The organism is Chthoniobacterales bacterium, from assembly GCA_036569045.1.
GTDB lineage: Bacteria > Verrucomicrobiota > Verrucomicrobiia > Chthoniobacterales > JAATET01 > JAATET01.
Genome location: DATCRI010000009.1, coordinates 131,571 through 152,136, shown reverse-complemented (window position 1 = coordinate 152,136; position 20,566 = coordinate 131,571). Strand labels below are relative to the sequence as shown.

Sequence of the window (20,566 nt, the reverse complement as noted above, 5' to 3'; positions counted from 1 at the left end):
GTCTTCGTTGAGCAGCCAGCGGAAGGTCTTCTCGTCGACGGCGATCTTCTCGATATCGGAGGCCTTGGCGGTCTCGACGCTGAGCTTGCGCTCCACGGGAGCGTCGGAGTCGGCGAGCTTCTGCAGCAGGTCGGGGCTGATGGTGAGCAGGTCGCTGCCGGCGAGTTCCACGATCTGGCTCACATTGCGGAAGCTCGCGCCCATGACCTGCGTCTCGTAGCCGAACTTCTTGTAGTAGTTGTAGATCGTCTGGACGGACTGCACGCCGGGGTCCTCCGCGCCGGTGTATTCCTTACCGGTCGTGGCCTTGTAGTAGTCGTAAATGCGGCCGACGAAGGGCGAGATGAGGCGGATGCCCGATTCGGCGCAGGCGATGGCCTGCGGGAGCGAGAAGAGCAGCGTGAGGTTGCAGTTGATGCCTTCCTTCTGGACGACTTCCGCGGCTTTGATGCCTTCCCATGTCGACGCGATCTTGATGAGCACGCGCTCGCGGGAGATGCCGGCCTTTTCGTAGAGGCCGATGAGGTAGCGCGCCTTCTCGATCGTCGCCTCCGTGTCGAAGGACAGGCGGGCGTCGACTTCCGTCGAGACGCGGCCGGGCACGATCTTCAGGATCTCCGTCCCAAACAGGATGAGCAGGTCGTCGATCACCTTGTCGGCGAGCTTCGAGGCCGCCAGCGACGAGTCCTTGTTGTCCGCGATCGCCCTGGCCAGCAGCGGCTTGTATTCCTCCTGCTGCACCGCCTTGAAGATCAGCGACGGATTCGTCGTCGCGTCCTCCGGCGAATACGCCTTGATCGATTCGAAATCCCCCGTGTCGGCGACGACCGTCGTGAATTCCTTGAGTTGATCCAGCTGACTGACGGCGGTGGCGGTAATGGTCATATGAGCAATGTGGTTGGCCGGGGGCCGACGGACGGCGCTCCGGCATTTTTTCGGTGCCAGGTTCGTTGCGCGGAATCCTCGCCCTCGAGTCCGGAGCGAGCGATTTCGCGGGGTTTCATGATGTGATTGCGAGAACTCGCGGTTAGATCGGTCTCCACTCGAATCCGAACCGACGAATCAGATCGTCCGCCTCGGAAGGTCCGGCGGTGCCGGCCGGGTAGAAAGTCAGGTCGGCGGAATCCTTCATCCATTCGTCGCGAATGGCGTCGACGAATTTCCAGGCTTCCTCGACCTCGTCGCGCCGGGCGAAAAGGGTGGCGTCGCCGCTCATGGCATCGAGCAGCAGGCGCTCGTAGGCTTCGGGGTTCGCCTTGTCGAAACTCGTGCCGTAATGGAAATCCATCCGCACGGGATGCAGGTCCGAGGTATTTCCCGGGCGCTTGGCATTCATGTGCAGCGTGATGCCCTCATCCGGCTGGATGCGGATCACGAGCACGTTCTCGCCATTATCGCCGTCGGCGTTGAAGAGCACCGGCGGCGAACCCTTGAAATGGAGCGCGATCTGCGTGCCGCCGCCCGAGAGGCGCTTGCCCACCCGCATGAAGAACGGCACGCCGGCCCAGCGCCAGTTGTCGATGTTGAGCTGGAGCGCGACATAGGTCTCGGTCGGGGATTCGTGATCGATGTTCTGCTCGTCGCGGTAGGCCACGACGCGCTTCCCCTTCACGGTGCCGGCATTGTATTGCGCGCGCACCACCTGGCGACGGACATCTCCGCCACGGATCGGCCGCAGCGATTTGATGACCTTGACCTTCTCGTCGCGGACGGCATCCGCATCGAGGCCGACGGGTGGCTCCATCGCGATGAGGCAGAGCAGCTGCAGGAGGTGATTCTGCACCATGTCGCGCATGGCACCGGATTTGTCGTAGTAACCCGCGCGTCCTTCCACGCCGAGCGGCTCGCTCGCGGTGATCTGAACGTGATCGATGTAACGGGCGTTCCACAGCTGCTCGAAGATCGAGTTCGCGAAACGCAGCGCCATGATGTTCTGCGCGGTCTCTTTCCCGAGGTAGTGATCGATGCGGTAGGTATCCGCTTCCGGGAAAACCTCCTCGACCAGCGAGTTCAGGCGCTGCGCACTCGGCAGGTCGATGCCAAATGGCTTCTCGACGATGACGCGCGCCCAGCTTCCCTCCGACGCCTGGTTGAGGCCGCTCGTCCGAAGGTTGTGCAGAATGGTCTCGAACTGGTCCGGACCCGCGGAAAGATAAAAGAGCCGGTTGCCCCGCGTCCCTCGCTGCGCGTCGAGCTCTGCCAGACGGGTAGCGAGGGACGTGTAGCCATCGAGGTTATCGAAGTCGCTGCGGTGGTAGAAAATGGACGAGCTGAATCCCGCCCACGTTGCGTCATGAACGGCCTGGCGCGAGAACTTCCGAATGGAGGTTTCGAGTTCGCCGCGAAATTCCTCGTCGGATTTTTCGCGTCGAGCAAACCCCACCACTGAGAGCGCAGGGGGAAGCGCATTCTCGGTGGCAAGATTGTAGAGAGCCGGAACGAGCTTCCGATGAGTCAGATCGCCCGTCGCCCCGAAAATAATGACCGCGCAGGGCTCTGGAAGAGCCCTGCGGGTGCCTTGTGATGAAGTCCCCACGTTAGAACGTGACGCCCATGTGCAGGCCGAGGATGTTGGCGTTGTCGATCATGCCCGTGCCGCCGGGCCGGATGATGTATTGCCAGAATGGCTGCACGTAGACGAACTTGTTGACCTGCACGCGGTAGTCGATTTCCACGACGGCTTCGTTCGTCTGGTGGATGGATTTGCCGGCGTCTTCCTCGGCGACGATCTTGTAGTAGCTGTAGTTACCGAGCGCGAACGCGACCCCGAGCTGATCCAGATCGCGGCCGGGAATGAGGCCCTTGTAGACGAGACCGGTGTGGAAGTAGAACGGCAGCAGGTTATCATACTTCGGCGCATACTCGAAGAAGCTGAAGGCGTAGAGGCCCTGTTCGCTGGGCTTCGCAGGCGCAACGGGTTCCTTGATTTCCTTGAAGCTCTTGCCATCCGACGGGCCCTTGGCGAGCGGAGCGGACTCCGGAGCCGGGGAAGGTTCGCGGAAGAGCATCTGATCGGCCTGGCAGTAGAAGCCGTATTTGCCGTCGTAGGTTTCCTTGAAATACGACTTGTTCTCGAGACCCCAGTAGTAACCGCCCATCGCGTATTTGCCGGGCAGTCCCGCGATCTTCGGCGTCACGCCGACTTCCGTGATGGAATAGAGCCCATTCTTGTTGGGATCCTGCGCGAAGCCGGCGAGATCGAGACCGTGATTTGACATGGTCGTCGCCTGCGGGATCGCCATGTAGAGACCCGACTGCAGGTAGGACCATGTCGTCGGCTTGATCTTGATGTGGCCACCCCACGCGGCGTAGGTGCCGTTGAAGGGGAAGTTCGCGCCGAGACCCTTCGTCTGCGTGATCGCGTTGTTCTGGAACAACTTCGACTCGGGCTGCATCGCGAAGAAGTAATACGGATTGGTCCAGCCGCCGGAGATCGTGACCATGTCCTTGACCGGCAGCAGATCGCGCGACTCCCACGTGAGGTAGAAGGGCATGAGGCGCCATTGCTGGCCGAGCTGGTAGGAGGAAGGATTCATCCACCCGCTCGCGCCGACATAGGTATTGGGATCGCGACCGTCGCGCCAGCGCACGGAACCCTGCGCAGACAGACCGGTGATGCCGAACATCTTCTCGAAGTCGAGCTTGAGACCGAGCTCGATCTGCTCGTCGAACGCGCCGCGCGGCGAGTCGAGCCCTCCGCCGGTGATGCCATAGAACGTGCCCTTCCATCCGCCGAAAGGAGTGATGCCGTGGCTCTCCAAGGTGTCGCGCACGCCAAACCAATTGCCGGACGCATATTTGCCCTGCCACCACGAACCGACGGAATTTTCCTGTGCGGTCGCAACGCCAGAAACCGCAAGACCGAGCAGACAGACCCGTGAAATGGTGCCTGCAACGCTCCGTCGAAGCTTCGCCAGATTCGAGATGCCCTTATGAAGTGTGTTCATTGATTCGTTTCTTGTTTTGAACTGCGTTCCTACCCTCTGCCGTGGCGGCCTCACAGCATCAAGCATGCCACGGGCCGGAAACTATTTTTTCGTTATCATGAATGCCATTCATACAACAATTCGCAGTGCCTCCGGAAAACCGCCAAGACCTCCCTGAAAATCATTCCCCCTCATCAACTTCCACAGTTCTTTCACCTCGTTTCGCTCTCACCCTCGAAGGAGACCTTGCAAATCCATCCCCTAAACATTTCCCGAGAGAGGAACTCACTCCCAGACGCCCATTTTATCGACCTCGAGAGCCGCCCCACCAAAAGACCCGACCTGGAAAAGATTATCACTCAGCCCGTCGCAACCCCCACCCCTTCACGCACCCGACGCTCGAGATTTCGAAGCCGCTGCAAAAATCCCGTGCCGCCATCCTTTCGCGGACACCCGCGGCCGACGACTCTTCAGAATTCAGACGCATCTTCGATTTGCCGCCGTCTCAATTCCCATCAATGAATATGCGTCATCAATAAATCCGCCCAAGAATCAGTCAACCCAGAGTGGTGGCATGGGCATTGCTGTCACGCATGACGGAAGCTGGCCCGTGAGTTTCGCCGAACGATGAAAGCTCCATTCATGAATTTGTTGCATCCTCACGCGTCGACCTTCGCGACCGGGCAACGCTTCGTCGGCATCCGCTCACGCGAAAACCACTCAGCCCACGGAGGATTCCACGGAGAGTTCCGCAGTCGCCATTCGGCACAACCCGATGAAGGTCTGCTCGGACTGACGGATGTCGCGGCTGTTTTGATGGGCGATCACCCACTGCCGCACGATTCGGGATTTCGGAGTGGGCAAACGATTGAGCGTTCCCTCGCGAAGTTCTTTCGCCGCCACCCAGGGAGCCATCACCGCGACTCCCAGGCCGAGCTGGGCGAGCTGCTTCATGATCTCGAAGCTCGGAATCTCCACGTAGGAGTTAAGCCGGACGCCGCTTCCCAGAAAGAAATCCTCCGTGCGCTGAAAGGTGACGCTGTTGCGTTGATAGAGGAGGAAGTGCTCGTCCTTCAAATCGCCGGCCGTGAGATGAGATTTGTCGCCCCAGGGATGGCGCGCCGAAAAGACCAGCTCGAGCTGATCTCGAAAAAGGGGACGCGTTTTCAGACCCGGCGGCAGGGTGCCATCGATGACAATGGCAAGATCCACGAGCCCCTCCTCGACGAGCTGAACCGCAGCAGGCGTGTCCTCGAGGCGAATCCCGAGCGAAATGGCGGGGTAGGATTCCCGGAATTCGCGCAACACCGGCGCGAGGATCGCCTGCGCCATCGAGGCGCTCAGCGCCACGGTCAGCTTCGTCCGGGATTCGCCGCGCCCGGATACGGATTCCGTGGCCCGATCGAGACTCTCGAGGATGCGCAGCACCTGCCCCAGAAAATGCCGCCCCTCTGGCGTGAGGTGCGTCGTCTTCCCCTTTTTATAGACGAGCGCGCAGCCCAGCTGATCCTCGAGTCGCTTGATGCCGTGACTGATCGCGGATTGCGTCAGCCCCAGGATTTCTCCCGTGCGCGTGTGACTTCCCACCCGGGCCAGGGTGGCAAAAACACGCAGGAGTCGAATGTCCACATCCAGAGCCATTCATGCATACGATTCATTTTTTTTCGTAAAAACAATCATTGTTTTCATGATAATGAACTCTCGCCCGGCGGCCGCCGAGGGCAGATTGACCGCATGACGACCGAGAAATCCAAGCGACCCCGCAAGGCGAGAGCTTCGGACATCCGCTTCTCCGCGACGACGATCCGCATTGGCTACGTGCCGCTGTCGGACGCCGCACCTTTGCTGATGGCCGACGCCCTTGGGCTTTTTCAGGATGCCGGATTGCAGGTGCGCCTCGAGCGGGAACTCGGCTGGGGCTCCATCCGGGAGAAAGTCGCATTCGGCGAACTCGATGCCGCGCACGCCCCAGGCGGCCTGTTGTTCTCGATCCTTTGCGGGACTCATTCCCGGCCACGGCCGGTGAGCACCGATCTCGTGCTCAATCTTCAGGGCAACGCCATCACGCTCTCTCGCCGGCTGTGGGCCAAGGGCGTTCGTGATGCCGTTTCCCTTCGCAAACTGCTCCGCAGCGAAGCCCCGCGGAAGCCCGTGTTTGCCATCGTTTCTCCGTTTGCCTCGCACTCCCTTCTGCTCTGCAAATGGCTCAAATCCGCCGGGATCGATCCCGAGCGCGACGTGCGCATCACCGTCCTCCCTCCTCCGCTCGTTGGCGAGCACATGAAGGAAGGCCACATCGACGGATTCTGCGTCGGTGAGCCCTGGAACTCCGCCGCGGCTCTCGCGGGAGAGGGATGGATCGCCGCAACGAGCGCAACGCTCGAGCCCGCGCATCCGGAAAAGGTCCTGGTCGTCGACGACGACCTGCGCCAGCGCCGCAGCGAAGAATACGCCGTCCTGCGCCAGACGATCGTGAAAGCCTGCCGCCATTGCGACACCCCGGACGGACGTGCGGAAGCCGTCGATCTCATGCATTCCCGCCGGCTCTTCCCCATGGACCGGGACGTTCTCGCGAACGCCCTCGTCGGGCCGCTCAGGCGCGGTGCCGATCAGGATCCGGAGACCAGGCCCTTCGTGATCTTTTCCCGCAACGACGCCAATCGCGCCACCCGGGATCGTGCCCTCTGGCTCCTCGACGCCCTGTCCTGCTCCGGCGTCGCTCCTCTGGACGGTGCGCAGCGCCGCGCCTGCCTCGACGCCTTTCACGACGTCGATTTCCCCTCCCCTCCGGTGCCTTCATCGCCCGCCCCGACCCGCAAGAGCAACTCCATCACCAACTAAGACCCACATCATGAAACGACCCACAACGACACTTTTAGGCCGACTGTTCCGCGGCTCCGCCCTCGCCGCTCTGGCAGCGTGCGGAATTCTTCCGGCCTTCGCCGCGCCTCTCGACGTCGAAAAGCCCGAGCTGAAGCTCGGCTTCATCAAGCTCACCGACTGCGCGCCGCTCGTCATCGCGAAGGAAAAAGGCTTCTTCGAAGACGAGGGACTCTTCGTCGAAATCGAGGCCCAGGCGAACTGGAAGGTGCTTCTCGACCGCGTGATCAGCGGCGAGCTCGACGGCGCGCACATGCTCGCCGGTCAGCCGATCGGCGCCTCCATCGGCATCGGCACCAAGGCTCCGGTCGTCACGGCGTTCAGCATGGATCTCAATGGCAACGGCATCACCGTCTCCAACGAGATCTGGGAGAAGATGAAGGCGCTCGATCCGGCTCTTGCGAAAGACAAGCCCGAGCATCCGATCACCGCGGAGACGATCGCCAGGATCGCGAAGGAATATAAGGACGCCGGCACGCCGCTGAAATTCGGCATGGTGTTCCCCGTCTCCACGCACAACTACGAGCTCCGTTACTGGCTCGCCGCCGCCGGCATCAGCCCGGGCTACTACACGAACGGCGACACCACCGGCACGACCGATGCCGACGTGCTCCTCAGCGTCACGCCGCCGCCGCAGATGCCCGCCACGCTGGCGCAGGGCACCATCCAAGGCTATTGCGTCGGCGAACCCTGGAACCAGCAGGCCGTCGCCAAGAAAATCGGCGTCCCGGTCATCACCGACTACGAGATCTGGAAGAACAATCCCGAGAAGGTGTTCGGCGTCTCCGAAGCCTGGGCGAAGGCAAATCCCAAGACGCACATCGCCATCGTGAAGGCCCTCATCCGCGCCTGCAAATGGCTTGATGACAGCACGGAAAATCGCAAGGAAGCCTGCAAGATTCTCTCGCAGCCGCAATACGTCGGCGCCGACGAAAAGGTCATCGCGAACAGCATGACCGGCACGTTCGAATACGCTCCCGGCGACGTCCGCGAGCTGCCCGACTTCAACGTCTTCTTCCGCTACAACGCGACCTATCCCTTCTACAGCGATTGCATCTGGTATCTCACGCAGATGCGCCGCTGGGGCCAGATCCCCGACTCGAAGCCGGACGAATGGTATGCCGAGACCGCGAAGAAGATTTATCTCCCGGACGTTTATCTCGCCGCGGCGAAATCCCTGCAGGAAGACGGACATCTCACCGACAGCGACATTCCGAAGACCGACGGCTATCGCCCGGCCACCAGCGAATTTATCGACGGCGTCACCTACGACGGCAAACAACCCAACGCCTACCTCAAGTCGCTGAAGGTTGGCTTAAAATAAGCTCTTCATAGGGAAGCGGGTGGGCGCGCAGACGTTCTCCCCCGGGCGCCAGCGCGCCTCACTCTGCCTCTCGAAAAGAATCGAACGCCCAACAACACCATCATGGAAAAAGTTGCCGAAGCCATCGCCACGTCCGCGCCCGCCGCCACCGAGGCGGCGCCGACCCAGCAGCCCGCCCGTGGGGGAAAATACAACGCGCAGATCACCGCCGCGCTCCAGAAGTTCGGAGCTCCGCTTCTCGCGTTCATCATCTTCCTTGTCGCCTGGTCGCTCGTCGCGAGCAGCATCAAGGTCAGCTTCGGCTCCATCCCCGGCCCCGTCGCCACGTGGAAGGAGGCCGTGAATCTCTGGAACGCGCACCTCGAGGAGCGCGGGAAGGAAAAGCAGTTCTACATCGACCTCGCGGGGAAGAAGGCCGCCTACCTCAAGAAGTTTCCCGATCGCACCTACCCCGCCCGCAAATACGCCGGCAAGCCCACGATCATCGACCAGGTCTTCACCAGCATCAAGACCGTGTTCTTCGGCTTCATGCTCGCGTCGATCATCGCGATCCCGGTCGGCATCCTGGCCGGCTCCAGCAAATGGTTCAACAGCGCCATCGCGCCGTTCATCCAGATTTTCAAACCCGTCTCGCCGCTCGCCTGGCTGCCGATCGTGATGATCCTCGTCAGCGCGCTCTACAACCCGAAGGACCCGATGTTCGAGAAGGCCTTTCTCAGCTCGGCGATCACCGTCGCCGTCTGCTCGCTCTGGCCCACGCTCATCAATACCGCGGTCGGCGTCGCCTCGATCGACAAGGATCACCTCAACGTCGCCCGCGTCCTCAAGCTCAATGCCTGGACCCGCGTGTGGAAAATCATCATCCCGTCCGCCCTGCCCTTCATCTTCACCGGCCTGCGTCTCTCGCTCGGCGTCGGCTGGATGGTGCTCATCGCCGCCGAGATGCTCGCGCAGAATCCCGGCCTCGGGAAGTTCATCTGGGACATGTATCAGAACGGCTCCAGCAGCACGCTGGCGCAGATTTTCGTCGCGGTCTTCATCATCGGCATCGTCGGCTTCCTGCTCGACCAGCTCATGGTCCTGCTCCAGCGATTCGTCAGCTTCGACGGCGGAGCGAGCGCCCATTGATCAACCCGGAAAAGCGCCATGCCCTTCATTGAAATCCAGAATGCGGGCAAGACCTTCCGGTCCCCCGACGGCAAAGTCTTCGAGGCCCTGCGCGGCGTCGATCTCACGGTCGAGGAAGGCGAGTTCGTTTCGCTGATCGGCCACTCCGGCTGCGGCAAGTCGACGCTGCTCAACATGGTCGGCGGCTTCCACCTCTGCGACGCCGGTCGCATCACCGTCGGCGGGAAAAGCGTCACCCAGCCCGGGCCCGACCGGATGTTCGTCTTCCAGAACCACTCGCTGCTGCCGTGGCTGACAGTGCGCGACAACGTGCGCCTCGCTGTGGACGCCGTGCACGGCGGCCTTTCGAAGAACGACCGCGCCGCGATGGTGGAAGAGCACCTCGCCATGGTGTCGCTGATGCCCGCCGCCGCGAAGCTGCCGGGCGAAATCTCCGGCGGCATGAAGCAGCGCGTCGGCATCGCCCGCGCGCTCGTCACCAAGCCTCGGGTGCTTCTGCTCGACGAACCGTTCGGCGCGCTCGATGCCCTCACCCGCGGCCGTCTCCAGGAGCAGCTCCTGCAAATCTGGGAGGCGCACCGCATCACCGTCCTCATGGTCACGCACGACGTCGAGGAAGCGCTCCTGCTCTCCGACCGCATCGTCATGATGGCGAACGGCCCCGCCGCGAAGGTCGGCGAGATCATGAAGGTTGGTCTGCCACGCCCGCGCACTCGCGCCGAGGCGATCAAGCATCCCAATTACTACCGCCAGCGGAACGAGCTGCTTTACTTCCTCAACAAGCACAAGAAGTCGAAGAAGACTGCGGAGCCCGCGAAAAAGAAGGCGATCACCATCGGGTTCATCCCGCTCACCGACTGCGCTCCGCTCGTCGTCGCGCACGAACGCGGGCTCTTCGAAAAGAATGGCGTCGAGGTGACGCTCAGCCGCGAGCCGAGCTGGAAGGCCATTCTCGACGGCATCGTCGAAGGTCGCCTCGACCTCGCCGCGATGGTCGCCGGCATGCCGCTTGGTCGCACGATCGGTCGCGAAGGCGTTGCCCCGCATCCGCTCGTCGCCTCGATGGTTCTCAGCCGCAACGGCAACGCCATCACCCTGGCATCGGCCTTCCACGAGCTCGGCATCCACTCCGCCGCCGATCTCCGCACGCACCTCGACCGCCGCGATCCCGATCATCGCAAGCTCATCTTCGGCGTCGTGTTCCCGACGTCCATGCACAACCTTCTGCTCCGCAGCTGGCTGGCGGGCGGCGGCATCGATCCCGACAAGGACGTCGAGATCATCGCCGTGCCGCCCGCGCAGATGGTCGCGAATCTCGCCGCCGGCAACATCGATGGTTACTGCGTCGGTGAGCCGTGGAATGCGCGCGCCGTTCACGAAGGCCTCGGCTACGTCGTGGCGACCGACCTCGACATCTTTCCCGGCCACCAGGAGAAGGTGCTCGGCACGACGAAGGCCTGGGCTGACGCCCATCCCGAGCAGCATCGCGCGATCATCAAGGCTCTCATCGAGGCCTGCGCCTGGTGCGACGGCATCGCTTATCGCGAGCCGCTCATCGAGATGATTTCCCGCAAGGAATACGTCAACGCCGATCCCGTCTACAGCGCACGCGGCCTCGATGGCACCTACGACTACGGCTTCGGCCGCACCGGCGCGGTTCCGGATTTCAACATCTTCTCCCGCGACGGCGCGAATCACCCGCTCAAGTCCGAGGCGCTCGACGTGCTCGAGCAGCTGGCCCGCTGGGACATCGTCACCATGCCCGCCGATCCCCGCGCGGTCATCGACCAGGTCTACCCCGAGGCGCCCTACCTCGACGCCCTTCGCGCGCTCGATCTGCCAGTGCCGGACCTCGGTTACAAATCCGCCGCGCCCCTCGACGAAGCCAACCTGAATCCTGCCTGATCCCATGTCCGCTTTCCTCGAAATCAGCCATCTCTCGAAGACCTACCCGGGCCGGGCCGGCGGTCCGCCCGCCTGTATCCTCAAGGACATCACGATCAAGATCGCCGAAGGCGAATTCATCGTCCTGCTCGGCCACTCCGGCTGCGGAAAGTCCACGCTGATGAACGCCATCGCCGGGATGAGCCGCGCCAGCCAGGGCGGCGTCATCCTTTCGAACAAGGAAGTCACGGACCCCGGACCGGATCGCATGATGGTTTTCCAGAACTACTCGCTGCTGCCGTGGCTCACGGCGGCCGAGAATGTGCGCCTCGCCGTCGACGCAACGATGCCGAAGGCCTCGAAGGCCGAGCGCGCCGCGATCACCGACAGCCATCTCGAGATGGTCGGCCTCACGCCGAGCGCCGGCAAACGCCCCGGAGAACTCTCCGGCGGCATGAAGCAGCGCGTCGCCATCGCCCGCGCTCTCGCCATTCGGCCCAAGGTCCTGCTGCTCGATGAACCTTTCGGCGCGCTCGACGCCCTCACCCGTGAGGAGATCCAGGATCAGCTCCTCGAAATCTGGGAAGCCCACCGCACCACCGTCGTGATGATCACGCACGACATCGACGAGGCCATCCTGCTCGCTGACCGCATCGTCATGCTCACCAACGGTCCCGCCGCGACCGTCGGCGAAGTTTTTACGGTGCCCTTTCCGCGGCCGCGCTCGCGCACGGCGATCGCCGAAGATCCCGACTACTACACGCTTCGCAACAACATCCTCGAGTTCCTCTACGAGCGCTTTGGTTCCCCCGTGAACGCCGACTGAACCACGCCGCCAAGCCATGAACGAATCACCCACGCTTCCCGACAATCTTCCGTTCAGCGCCGAGCAGAAGGAATACCTCCAGGGGTTCTTCGCCGCGACCGCCTGCCGGCCCTTTGCCGGGCATCTGTCCAGCGGCCTCCTCACGAGCGACGCCGCCTCGGGGGTGCCGAATGCCGCCGCCGAGCCGCCCAGCGTCTTCGGCACCCCGCTCGAGGATCTGTGCGAGCAGGAGATCTGGAAATACGAGGAGAACGGCCTCGATTGCTGGGACAAGATGGTCGCCCACGCCGAGGCGAATCAGCTCCCCGACAAGCGCAACACGTTCATGTTCCGTTTTCACGGATTGTTCTACGTCGGGCCGGCGCAGGAGTCGTTCATGCTGCGCCTGCGCACGCCTGGCAGCGAACTCACCTCCGCGCAGATGCGCGGCCTTGCCGACATCGCGCAGGACTGGGGGGGCGGCTACGCGCACGTCACGACGCGGTCGAACCTCCAGATCCGCGAGATCGCGCCGAAGAACATCATCAATGTCCTCAACAAGCTGCAGGAGATCGGCCTCACCGCCCGCGGCTCCGGCGTGGATAATCTGCGCAACATCACCTGCCCCGCGACCGCCGGCATCGATCCGACCGAGCTCATCGACACGCGGCCGATGGCGAAGGGCCTGCATTATTACATTCTCAACAACCGCGACCTCTACGGCCTGCCGCGCAAGTTCAACATCTCGTTCGAGGGCGGCGGCGCCATCGGCACCGCGACCGAGACGAACGACATCGGCTTCATCGCCGTGAAGGTCGGCGAGGGCAGGGCGGTCGAACCCGGCATCTACTTCCGCGTGCAGCTCGCGGGCATCACCGGCCACGAACAGTTTGCGAAGGACACCGGCTACATCATCCGGCCGCAGGATTCCGTGGCCGTCGCCGCGGCGATCGTCCGCGTCTTCAACGAGAACGGCGACCGCACGAACCGCAAGAAGGCGCGCCTGAAATACCTCATCGATAAATGGGGCACCGACCGCTTCATGGAAGAGGTCGAGAAGAAGCTCGCCTTCCCGCTGCAGAAGCTGCCTCTCGGGGATTGCTCGCTGCCGCAGCCGCCCGTCGCGCACGGCCACCTCGGCGTCTACAAGCAGAAGCAGCCGCAGAAAAACTACATCGGCGTCGCGATGCCCGTCGGCACAATGACGGTGCGCCAGATGCGCCGCCTCGCCGACCTCGCGGAGAACTACGGCTCGGGCGCACTCCGCCTCACCGTGTGGCAGAACGTCGTCATTCCCGACGTGCCCGATGCATTCGTCGAGACCGTGAAACGCAGCCTCGTCCGCATGGGCTACCATCACGAATCCTCGTCCGTCATGGGCGGCCTCGTCGCCTGCACCGGCGCCACCGGCTGCAAATGGGCGCAGAGCCACACGAAGGAGCAGGGCGTGGAACTCGCCCGCTACCTCGAGAAAAAGGTGCACCTCGACCGCCCGATCAACATTCATCTCACCGGCTGTCCGAACTCCTGCGCGCAGCATTACATCGGCGACATCGGACTCGTCGGCACGAAAGTCACGCATCACGGCGAGCAGGTCGAGGGCTACCACGTCATCCTTGGCGGCAAGTGCATCGGCGGACAGACCATCGGCCGCCAGGTCTTCACCGGCATTCCATTTTCCGAGATTCCCGCCCTCCTCGAGGGCGTCTTGAAAACCTATCTCGTCAAGCGCGACTCCCACGAAGCCTTCGCCGATTTCACCGCACGCCACAGCGTGAAGGAACTCCAGGAATTCTTCTCCGCGTAAAACCATGAGCATCGCACCCTATATTCCCGACACCGCCCCGTTCACGCCCGCCCAGCGCGCGTGGCTCAACGGCTTCCTCGCCGGCCTGTATTCCGGGGGAGCACCCGCCGCCGAGCCCGTCGCTGCGAAGAAAGTCGTGAACATCTACTTCGGCTCCGAGAGCGGAAACTGCGAGGCGCTGTCGAAGCTCATCGCGAAAGCCGCCGTGAAGCGCGGATTCGAGTCGAAGGCCATCGGCCTCGACAAGATCAAGCTCGCCGACCTCGCGAAGGAGCAATTCGCCCTCATCGTCACGAGCACCTTCGGCGACGGCGAGCCGCCCTCGAACGCGGTCGATTTCCACGAGGCGATCCTTGCCGCCGGAGACGGCGCTCTCGCGAATCTCCAATACTCCGTCCTCGCGCTCGGCGACACGAACTACGAGCAGTTCTGCAAATTCGGCGCGGAGGTCGACTCCCGCCTCGAGGCCCTGGGCGCAAAGCGACTCTACGAGCGCGTCGATTGCGACGTCGCCTACGAGGAAGCCGCCGCCGCGTGGCAGGAGGGCGTCTTCGCCGTGCTCGAAGCGATCGAAACGTCATCCACCACGCCGTCACCCGCGCCCGACAAGATGGCCACGGGCGTCGCGGAAAAAGCCGAAGCCGCACCCGTCGAGATCGCTTACTCCAAGAAAAATCCCTTTCCCGCGACGCTCGTCACGAATCGCAAGCTCACCGCCGACGAATCCGCGAAAGAGACGCGGCATTACGAAATCTCGCTCGCCGGATCGGGTCTTGTTTACACGCCCGGCGACGCCCTCGGCGTCGTGCCAACAAATTGCCCCGCCCTCGTCGACGACCTGCTTCACGCGCTGAACCGCGACGGCGAGGAAGCCGTGCCCACGCCCGACGGCGCCGAGGCCTCCCTGCGGACCGCATTGCTCCGCCACTACGAGATCACGAAGATTCCTGCCTCGCTGCTGAAGGTCGTCGCCGAGCGCAGCGCCGATAAAACGCTCGCCGATCTCATGGCGCCCGAGGCGAAGGAGGCGCTCTCGAAATACCTCTGGGGCCGCGAGATCGTCGACCTGCTCACGGATTTTCCGAGCGTCACGTTCGAGCCGCGCGACTTCGTCTCACACCTCAAGAAGCTGCAGCCGCGGCTTTACTCGATTTCGTCCAGCCTCGACGCCTTTCCCGACCAGGTCCACCTCACCGTCGCAGCCGTGCGCTACGACAGCTTCGGCCGCAAGCGCAAGGGCGTCTGCTCGACCTTTCTGGCCGATCGCGCCAACGGCCCCGTGCCCGTCTTCGTGCATGTCTCGAAGGGCTTCCGCCTGCCGGCCTCCGGAGACACGCCGATCATCATGGTCGGCCCCGGCACCGGCATCGCGCCGTTCCGTGGGTTCCTCCATCACCGTCAGGCCGTCGGCACCAAGGGCAGGAACTGGCTCTTCTTCGGCGACCAGAAGGCATCCACCGACTTTCTCTACAAGGACGAGATGGACGCCATGCTCGCGAGCGGCCACCTCACGAAGCTGAGCACCGCGTTTTCGCGCGATCAGGCCGAGAAGATCTACGTGCAGCAGCGCATGGCCGAGAACGCCGCCGAGCTCTACGCCTGGCTCGAGGAAGGCGCCCATTTCTACGTCTGCGGCGACGCCTCGCGCATGGCCAAGGATGTCGACATCGCGCTGCACAAGGTCATCGAAACCGCCGGCGGCAAGTCGCCCGAGGAGGCCGCCGCCTACGTCGCCAAACTCAAAACCGACAAGCGCTACCAGCGCGACGTCTACTGAGTCTATGAACAAGCCCGAAATGACCGCGGCCATCCTCGCCGCCAAGAAAACCAAGGCCGTCACCTGGGCCACCATCGCGCAGGCCGCGGGTCTGTCGCCCGTTTTCACGACATCCGCCTGCCTCGGCGAGAACACGCTCGACGCGCCGGAGGCCGGAAAATTCCCGCCCTACAAAAAGTGGTGATTTCGTGGAGCTGATCTCATGTCGACGCCCGCCGCTGCCCACTCTCGATCCGATGCGCTCCTGTCGCTGGCACCCGCCGGCGAGATGACGTTGATCGATCAGCTCCTGGCCGAGCAGCGGCAGCTCACCGCCGTCGAGCGCTTCTCGCAAAAGCACGCCCGCGCCGACTTTCCCGCGCAGGCCAGATACTACCGCGACCTCATTCCGCTCAGCAAACCGGCGCCCGGCCAGCAATACGCCTTCGCCGTCGACCTCGACAAATGCACCGGTTGCAAGGCCTGCGTGAGCGCCTGCCATTCGCTCAACGGCCTCGAGGACGAGGAGACGTGGCGCGATGTCGGCACGCTTTTCGGCCACCAGGCGCAGAAGCCCTACCAGCAGACCGTCACGACCGCCTGCCACCATTGCGCGGAGCCCGGCTGCCTTGAGGGCTGCCCCGTCGCCGCCTACGACAAGGATGCCGAGACCGGCATCGTGCGGCACCTCGATGACCAGTGCATCGGCTGCCAATACTGCACGATGAAATGTCCCTACGACGTGCCGAAATATTCGGAACGTCTCGGCATTGTCCGCAAGTGCGACATGTGCCACGAGCGGCTTGCCGTCGGCGAAGCTCCGGCCTGCGTGCAGGCCTGCCCGCACGAGGCCATCACCATCCAGTTCGTCGACGTCGCCGAAGTCACCGCCGCCGCCCAGCCCGGCGCGCAGATGCTGCCCGGCGCCTACGACTCCAGCTACACGAAGCCGACCACCCGTTATACGTCGAAGCGCCCCATCCCGGCGAACGCCCTGCCCGCCGACGCCTTCGCGCTGCATCTCGAGCACCCGCACTGGCCGCTCATCATCATGCTCGTGCTCACGCAGCTCGCCGTCGGCATGTTCGCCGCGCAGGCCGCGCTCGCCCTCACCGGCTCGCATGCGTTCGATTACGCCAGCTTCGGCCTCGCGGTTCTCGGCTTCGGAGCGCTCAATCTCGGCCTCTTCGCCGCGGTCTTCCACCTCGGCCGGCCAATGGGCGCATGGCGATTCTTCCTCGGCCTGCGCACCTCGTGGATGAGCCGCGAGATCCTCGCCTTCAGCGCCCTCCCCGGCGCCGCCATCGTTGCCGCCGCCTCCGCATGGTTCCTGCCCGCCACGTGGATGGCGGCCGCAGCCGCCGTCGGCGCCGCGTTCATGGGCTTCGTCGCCATCCTCACTTCGGTGATGATCTACGTGGACACCCGCCGCGCCTATTGGAAGCCGTCGCTCACCGCGCCAAAATTCTATGGCGCGGCACTCACGCTCGGCGCCGCCTCCGTGCCGCTCGTGCTCGTCGCATCGACGTTCGTGCAGCCCGCGGATTTCTCGATGGCAATGCGAATCAGCGCCGCCCTCGCCGCGCTTTTGCAGGGCGCCCTCTTCGTCTGGGAGCTCGCCCACGACCGCCGCGCGCTGCGCGATCCCGCCGCTCCGACTCACGCTTCGTCGCGCATCATTTACGAGCTGCTCCCGGCGGTCTCCCGCCTGCGCCTCGCGCTGGTCGGGCTGTCGCTCGTCCTCTGGATCACGCTCGTCATCGCGCCGGCCACTGCGCTCGCCGCCGCCCCGCTCGCCCTCGGGCTCGCGGTGCTCGCGCAGGTTGCCGAGCGCTACACCTTTTTCAGCGCGGTGGTCGCACTGCGCATGCCTCGAGGAATATGAAACTCTCGCCGCCCGATCTCCGCATCCGCGCCTGGAAGGGCCCCCTCACCGAGGAACTCGTTCGCAAGCCCGGTGACTTCGGGCTCGGCCAGATTCCCGCCCGCCTCGCACCGGACGCGACGACGACGACCGTCTGCGGATTCTGCTCCACCGGCTGCGGATTGAACGTCCACCTCAGGGACGGCGAGGCCGTAAACCTCAGCGCGGACGCCGAGTATCCCGTGAACATGGGAATGGCCTGCCCGAAGGGCTGGGAGGCGCTCGCCCCGCTCAGCGCGCCGGATCGCGGCACCACGCCGCTTATCCGCAAACACCGCGGCGGCCCTCTCGAGCCCGCGGACTGGGACGAGGCCATGCGCCTGTTCACCTCCCGGCTGCAGGCGATCAAGACCGAGCATGGCCCGGAGTCCGTCGCGTTCCTCAGCACCGGCCAGGTGACGACCGAGGAGATGGCCCTCCTTGGCTGTCTCTTCAAGTTCGGCATGGGCTTCATCCACTGCGATAGCAATACGCGCCAGTGCATGGCCACCGCGCACGTCGCCTACAAGCAGTCGTTCGGCTTCGACGCGCCGCCCTTCACCTACGCGGATTTTGAAGAGTCCGATGTCCTCGTTTTCATCGGTGCGAATCCCTGCATCGCCCATCCGATCATGTGGCAGCGCGTGATGCGCAACAAACACCACCCGCAGATCCTCGTCGTCGATCCCCGCTGCACCGAGACCGCGATGGCCGCCACGGAGCACTTCGCCATCCTTCCGAAGAGCGACCTCACGCTGCTCTACGGCCTCGCAAACATCCTCATCGCGAGCGGGTGGATCGACCGCGATTACATCGCCGTGCACACGACCGGGTTCGAGGAGTTTGCGGAATTCCTGCCGCAGTTCACCACCGACCGCGTGTGCGCGGAGACCGGCCTCACCGCCGACGCCCTCTGGTCCTTCGCCCGCATCATCGCCGAAGGCAAGCGGGTCTCTTTCTGGTGGACGATGGGCGTCAACCAGGGCCACGAATCCACGCGCACGGCGCAGGCCATCATCAATCTCGCGCTCATGACCGGCAACATCGGCCGGCCTGGCACCGGTGCGAATTCGATCACCGGCCAGTGCAACGCGATGGGCTCGCGCGTTTTCGGAAACATCACCAGCCTGCTCGGCGGCCACGACGTCACCCGCGCCGATGACCGCGCGAAAATCGCCGGCATTCTTGGCATCGACGAAAGCACCATTCCGCAGCAGCCATCGCTGGCTTACGACGAGATCGTTGCGGGCATCGCGACCGGGAAGATCAAGGCCCTGTGGGTGATCGCGACGAACGGTTCGCACTCGTGGATCGACCACAACAAGTTCAACGCCCTGCTCGACAAGCTCGACCTCCTCGTCGTGCAGGACATGTATCCCACCACGGAAACCGTGCAGCGCGCCGATCTCTTCCTGCCCGCCGCCGGCTGGGGCGAGAAGGACGGCACGCTCATCAACTCCGAGCGCCGCATCGGCGTCATCAAGAAAGTCCGCCGCGCTCCCGGCCTCGCCCTCTCCGACTTCAACATCTTCCGGCTCGTTGCCGAATACTGGGGCTGCGGCGACATGTTTGCGAAATGGCAGTCGCCCGAGGCCGCCTTCCAGATCCTCAAGGAAGTCTCCCGCGACCAGCCCTGCGAATTCACCGGCATCGAGGACTACCGCGCCATCGACGACGCCGGAGGCATCCAGTGGCCGCGCACGGCCGGGGGCCCCTCGGCCGCGGAGCGGCGGCTGTTCGAAGACGGCAATTTCTTCACGCCGGACCGGCGCGCCCGCTTTCTCTTCGACCAGCCGCGGGCCATGGCCGAGCCAACGGATGCCGAATATGGCTTCCTCCTCCTCACCGGTCGCGGCACCTCCTCGCAATGGCACACGAACACGCGCACGGGAAAATCCGACGTCCTGCGCAAGCTCTACCCCGCGCATTGCTACGTGGAGATGAACCCCGCGGACGCCGAGCGCCTCGGAATCGGCCCGAACAGCCCCGTGCGCGTCTCGTCGCGACGCGGCGCCATTACGGCCACGGCCTTTCTCACGCCAACCGTGCAGCCCGGCCAGATCTTCATCCCGATGCACTATCGCGAGGTGAACCAGCTCACTTTCCCGTCGTTCGATCCCCATTCGCGCCAGCCGTCCTACAAGGCCTGCGCGGTCAAGCTCTCCGCCGGGTGAAAATGAATCGGATTCATCACAACGAAAAAATCATTTCCGGCTGTCTCGACATGGTCGCCTCGCTGACGGGCGGTGACCGGGCAACACTCTCCCCCGACGCAACCCGCACGCAACCTCAACCGAAAGCAAATCATGTCCTATCTCGCTCCTTCTGAGTTCGTCAAAAAGATGGTCGATGCCGGAGAATCGAAGGTCTTCATGTCGACCCGCGACACGCTGATCCGCGCCTACATGGCCGGCGCCATTCTGGCCCTAGCGGCGGCGTTTGCCGTGACCATTACCGTCCAGACGGGCCAACCGCTCGCCGGCGCCGTGTTGTTCCCGGTCGGCTTCTGCCTGTTGTATCTCCTCGGCTTCGACCTGCTCACCGGCGTCTTCACGCTCGTGCCGCTGGCCCTGCTCGACAAACGTCCCGGCGTCACCGTCGGCGGCGTCATGCGTAACTGGACGCTCGTCTTCCTCGGCAACTTCGCCGGCGCTTTCACCGTCGCCGTGATGATGGCCATCGTCTTCACCTACGGCTTCACCGAGGCGCCGAACGTCGTCGGCCAGAAGATCGGAACCATTGGCGAATCCCGCACGGTCGGCTACGCCGCTCACGGCTGGGGCGGCATGCTCACGCTCTTCATCCGCGGCGTCCTCTGCAACTGGATGGTTTCCACCGGCGTCGTCGCCGCCATGATGTCCACCAGCGTGTCCGGCAAGGTCATCGCGATGTGGATGCCCATCATGGTCTTCTTCTACATGGGTTTCGAACACTCCATCGTGAACATGTTCCTCTTCCCGTCCGGCCTGTTGCTCGGCGGCCATTTCACCTGGGGTGACTACTTCCTGTGGAACGAAATTCCGACCGTCATTGGCAATCTCGTGGGCGGCCTCGCCTTCGTCGGACTCACGCTCTACTCCACCCACATGAAGACCGGCGCCAGCTTGAAAGTCCCGGTCGCGAATATCCCTGTCGGCAGCAAATAGCTGCCTC

The 20,566-nt window shown here is 63.6% G+C and carries 15 protein-coding genes; 11 read left to right on the top strand and 4 right to left on the bottom strand.

Features of this window, described 5'->3' with window-relative positions:
- The 4 genes from tal to VIM61_02615 all read right to left on the bottom strand — a co-directional run.
- On the bottom strand, nt 1–885 hold an 885-nt coding region (gene tal, locus VIM61_02630), incomplete at its 3' end, for a transaldolase (protein HEY8899279.1).
- A 142-nt stretch (nt 886–1,027) separates the two neighbouring features.
- Nucleotides 1,028–2,536: a glucose-6-phosphate dehydrogenase gene (zwf, locus tag VIM61_02625; GenBank protein HEY8899278.1), complete on the bottom strand. Its 1,509-nt coding sequence runs from the start codon at nt 2,534–2,536 to the stop codon at nt 1,028–1,030.
- A 1-nt stretch (nt 2,537) separates the two neighbouring features.
- Entirely contained in the window at nt 2,538–3,947 is a 1,410-nt protein-coding gene (locus VIM61_02620) for a carbohydrate porin (GenBank protein ID HEY8899277.1), read from the bottom strand.
- A gap of 699 nt (nt 3,948–4,646) precedes the next feature.
- Complete coding sequence (locus tag VIM61_02615) at nt 4,647–5,567, bottom strand: LysR family transcriptional regulator (protein HEY8899276.1); 921 nt, start codon at nt 5,565–5,567, stop codon at nt 4,647–4,649.
- Between the two features lie 93 nt (nt 5,568–5,660).
- Between VIM61_02615 and VIM61_02610 the strand changes: the two genes are divergently transcribed.
- The 11 genes from VIM61_02610 (at nt 5,661) to VIM61_02560 (ending at nt 20,559) form a co-directional block, all read left to right on the top strand.
- Nucleotides 5,661–6,767, top strand: a complete 1,107-nt coding sequence (locus tag VIM61_02610) for a CmpA/NrtA family ABC transporter substrate-binding protein (GenBank protein HEY8899275.1) — start codon at nt 5,661–5,663, stop codon at nt 6,765–6,767.
- 10 nt (nt 6,768–6,777) lie between these two features.
- The gene (locus VIM61_02605; protein ID HEY8899274.1) at nt 6,778–8,130 is read left to right on the top strand and encodes a CmpA/NrtA family ABC transporter substrate-binding protein; all 1,353 of its coding nucleotides are present in this window, start codon (nt 6,778–6,780) and stop codon (nt 8,128–8,130) included.
- Nucleotides 8,131–8,232: 102 nt separating this feature from the next.
- Nucleotides 8,233–9,258 (top strand): ABC transporter permease, encoded by a 1,026-nt coding sequence (locus tag VIM61_02600; GenBank protein HEY8899273.1) that lies wholly within the window; start codon nt 8,233–8,235, stop codon nt 9,256–9,258.
- A gap of 18 nt (nt 9,259–9,276) precedes the next feature.
- Entirely contained in the window at nt 9,277–11,163 is a 1,887-nt protein-coding gene (locus VIM61_02595) for a nitrate ABC transporter ATP-binding protein (protein HEY8899272.1), read from the top strand.
- A gap of 4 nt (nt 11,164–11,167) precedes the next feature.
- Entirely contained in the window at nt 11,168–11,968 is an 801-nt protein-coding gene (locus VIM61_02590) for a nitrate ABC transporter ATP-binding protein (GenBank protein HEY8899271.1), read from the top strand.
- Nucleotides 11,969–11,984: 16 nt separating this feature from the next.
- Nucleotides 11,985–13,754 carry a NirA family protein gene (locus VIM61_02585; protein HEY8899270.1) on the top strand — a complete coding sequence of 590 codons (1,770 nt, stop codon included), beginning with the start codon at nt 11,985–11,987 and terminating at the stop codon, nt 13,752–13,754.
- Between the two features lie 4 nt (nt 13,755–13,758).
- Nucleotides 13,759–15,531 carry a sulfite reductase subunit alpha gene (locus tag VIM61_02580; protein ID HEY8899269.1) on the top strand — a complete coding sequence of 591 codons (1,773 nt, stop codon included), beginning with the start codon at nt 13,759–13,761 and terminating at the stop codon, nt 15,529–15,531.
- Nucleotides 15,532–15,535: 4 nt separating this feature from the next.
- A complete protein-coding gene (locus VIM61_02575; GenBank protein HEY8899268.1) occupies nt 15,536–15,715 on the top strand; it encodes a hypothetical protein in 180 nt (59 codons plus the stop codon).
- Between the two features lie 18 nt (nt 15,716–15,733).
- Nucleotides 15,734–17,395, top strand: a complete 1,662-nt coding sequence (locus VIM61_02570; GenBank protein ID HEY8899267.1) for a DmsC/YnfH family molybdoenzyme membrane anchor subunit — start codon at nt 15,734–15,736, stop codon at nt 17,393–17,395.
- Nucleotides 17,392–19,587, top strand: a complete 2,196-nt coding sequence (locus VIM61_02565) for a molybdopterin-dependent oxidoreductase (protein ID HEY8899266.1) — start codon at nt 17,392–17,394, stop codon at nt 19,585–19,587. The genes VIM61_02570 and VIM61_02565 overlap by 4 nt, the downstream gene beginning before the upstream one ends.
- Nucleotides 19,588–19,719: 132 nt before the next feature.
- Nucleotides 19,720–20,559 carry a formate/nitrite transporter family protein gene (locus tag VIM61_02560; protein ID HEY8899265.1) on the top strand — a complete coding sequence of 280 codons (840 nt, stop codon included), beginning with the start codon at nt 19,720–19,722 and terminating at the stop codon, nt 20,557–20,559.
- The last annotated feature ends 7 nt before the right edge of the window (nt 20,560–20,566 follow it).

What these genes read in the sequence shown, in the direction of transcription:
- VIM61_02620 (HEY8899277.1), bottom strand. Translation starts at nt 3,947, where the DNA reads ATGAACACACTTCATAAGGGCATCTCGAATCTGGCGAAGCTTCGACGG.
- VIM61_02615 (HEY8899276.1), bottom strand. Translation starts at nt 5,567, where the DNA reads ATGGCTCTGGATGTGGACATTCGACTCCTGCGTGTTTTTGCCACCCTG.
- VIM61_02610 (HEY8899275.1), top strand. Translation starts at nt 5,661, where the DNA reads ATGACGACCGAGAAATCCAAGCGACCCCGCAAGGCGAGAGCTTCGGAC.
- VIM61_02605 (HEY8899274.1), top strand. Translation starts at nt 6,778, where the DNA reads ATGAAACGACCCACAACGACACTTTTAGGCCGACTGTTCCGCGGCTCC.
- VIM61_02600 (HEY8899273.1), top strand. Translation starts at nt 8,233, where the DNA reads ATGGAAAAAGTTGCCGAAGCCATCGCCACGTCCGCGCCCGCCGCCACC.
- VIM61_02595 (HEY8899272.1), top strand. Translation starts at nt 9,277, where the DNA reads ATGCCCTTCATTGAAATCCAGAATGCGGGCAAGACCTTCCGGTCCCCC.
- VIM61_02590 (HEY8899271.1), top strand. Translation starts at nt 11,168, where the DNA reads ATGTCCGCTTTCCTCGAAATCAGCCATCTCTCGAAGACCTACCCGGGC.
- VIM61_02585 (HEY8899270.1), top strand. Translation starts at nt 11,985, where the DNA reads ATGAACGAATCACCCACGCTTCCCGACAATCTTCCGTTCAGCGCCGAG.
- VIM61_02580 (HEY8899269.1), top strand. Translation starts at nt 13,759, where the DNA reads ATGAGCATCGCACCCTATATTCCCGACACCGCCCCGTTCACGCCCGCC.
- VIM61_02575 (HEY8899268.1), top strand. Translation starts at nt 15,536, where the DNA reads ATGAACAAGCCCGAAATGACCGCGGCCATCCTCGCCGCCAAGAAAACC.
- VIM61_02570 (HEY8899267.1), top strand. Translation starts at nt 15,734, where the DNA reads ATGTCGACGCCCGCCGCTGCCCACTCTCGATCCGATGCGCTCCTGTCG.
- VIM61_02565 (HEY8899266.1), top strand. Translation starts at nt 17,392, where the DNA reads ATGAAACTCTCGCCGCCCGATCTCCGCATCCGCGCCTGGAAGGGCCCC.
- VIM61_02560 (HEY8899265.1), top strand. Translation starts at nt 19,720, where the DNA reads ATGTCCTATCTCGCTCCTTCTGAGTTCGTCAAAAAGATGGTCGATGCC.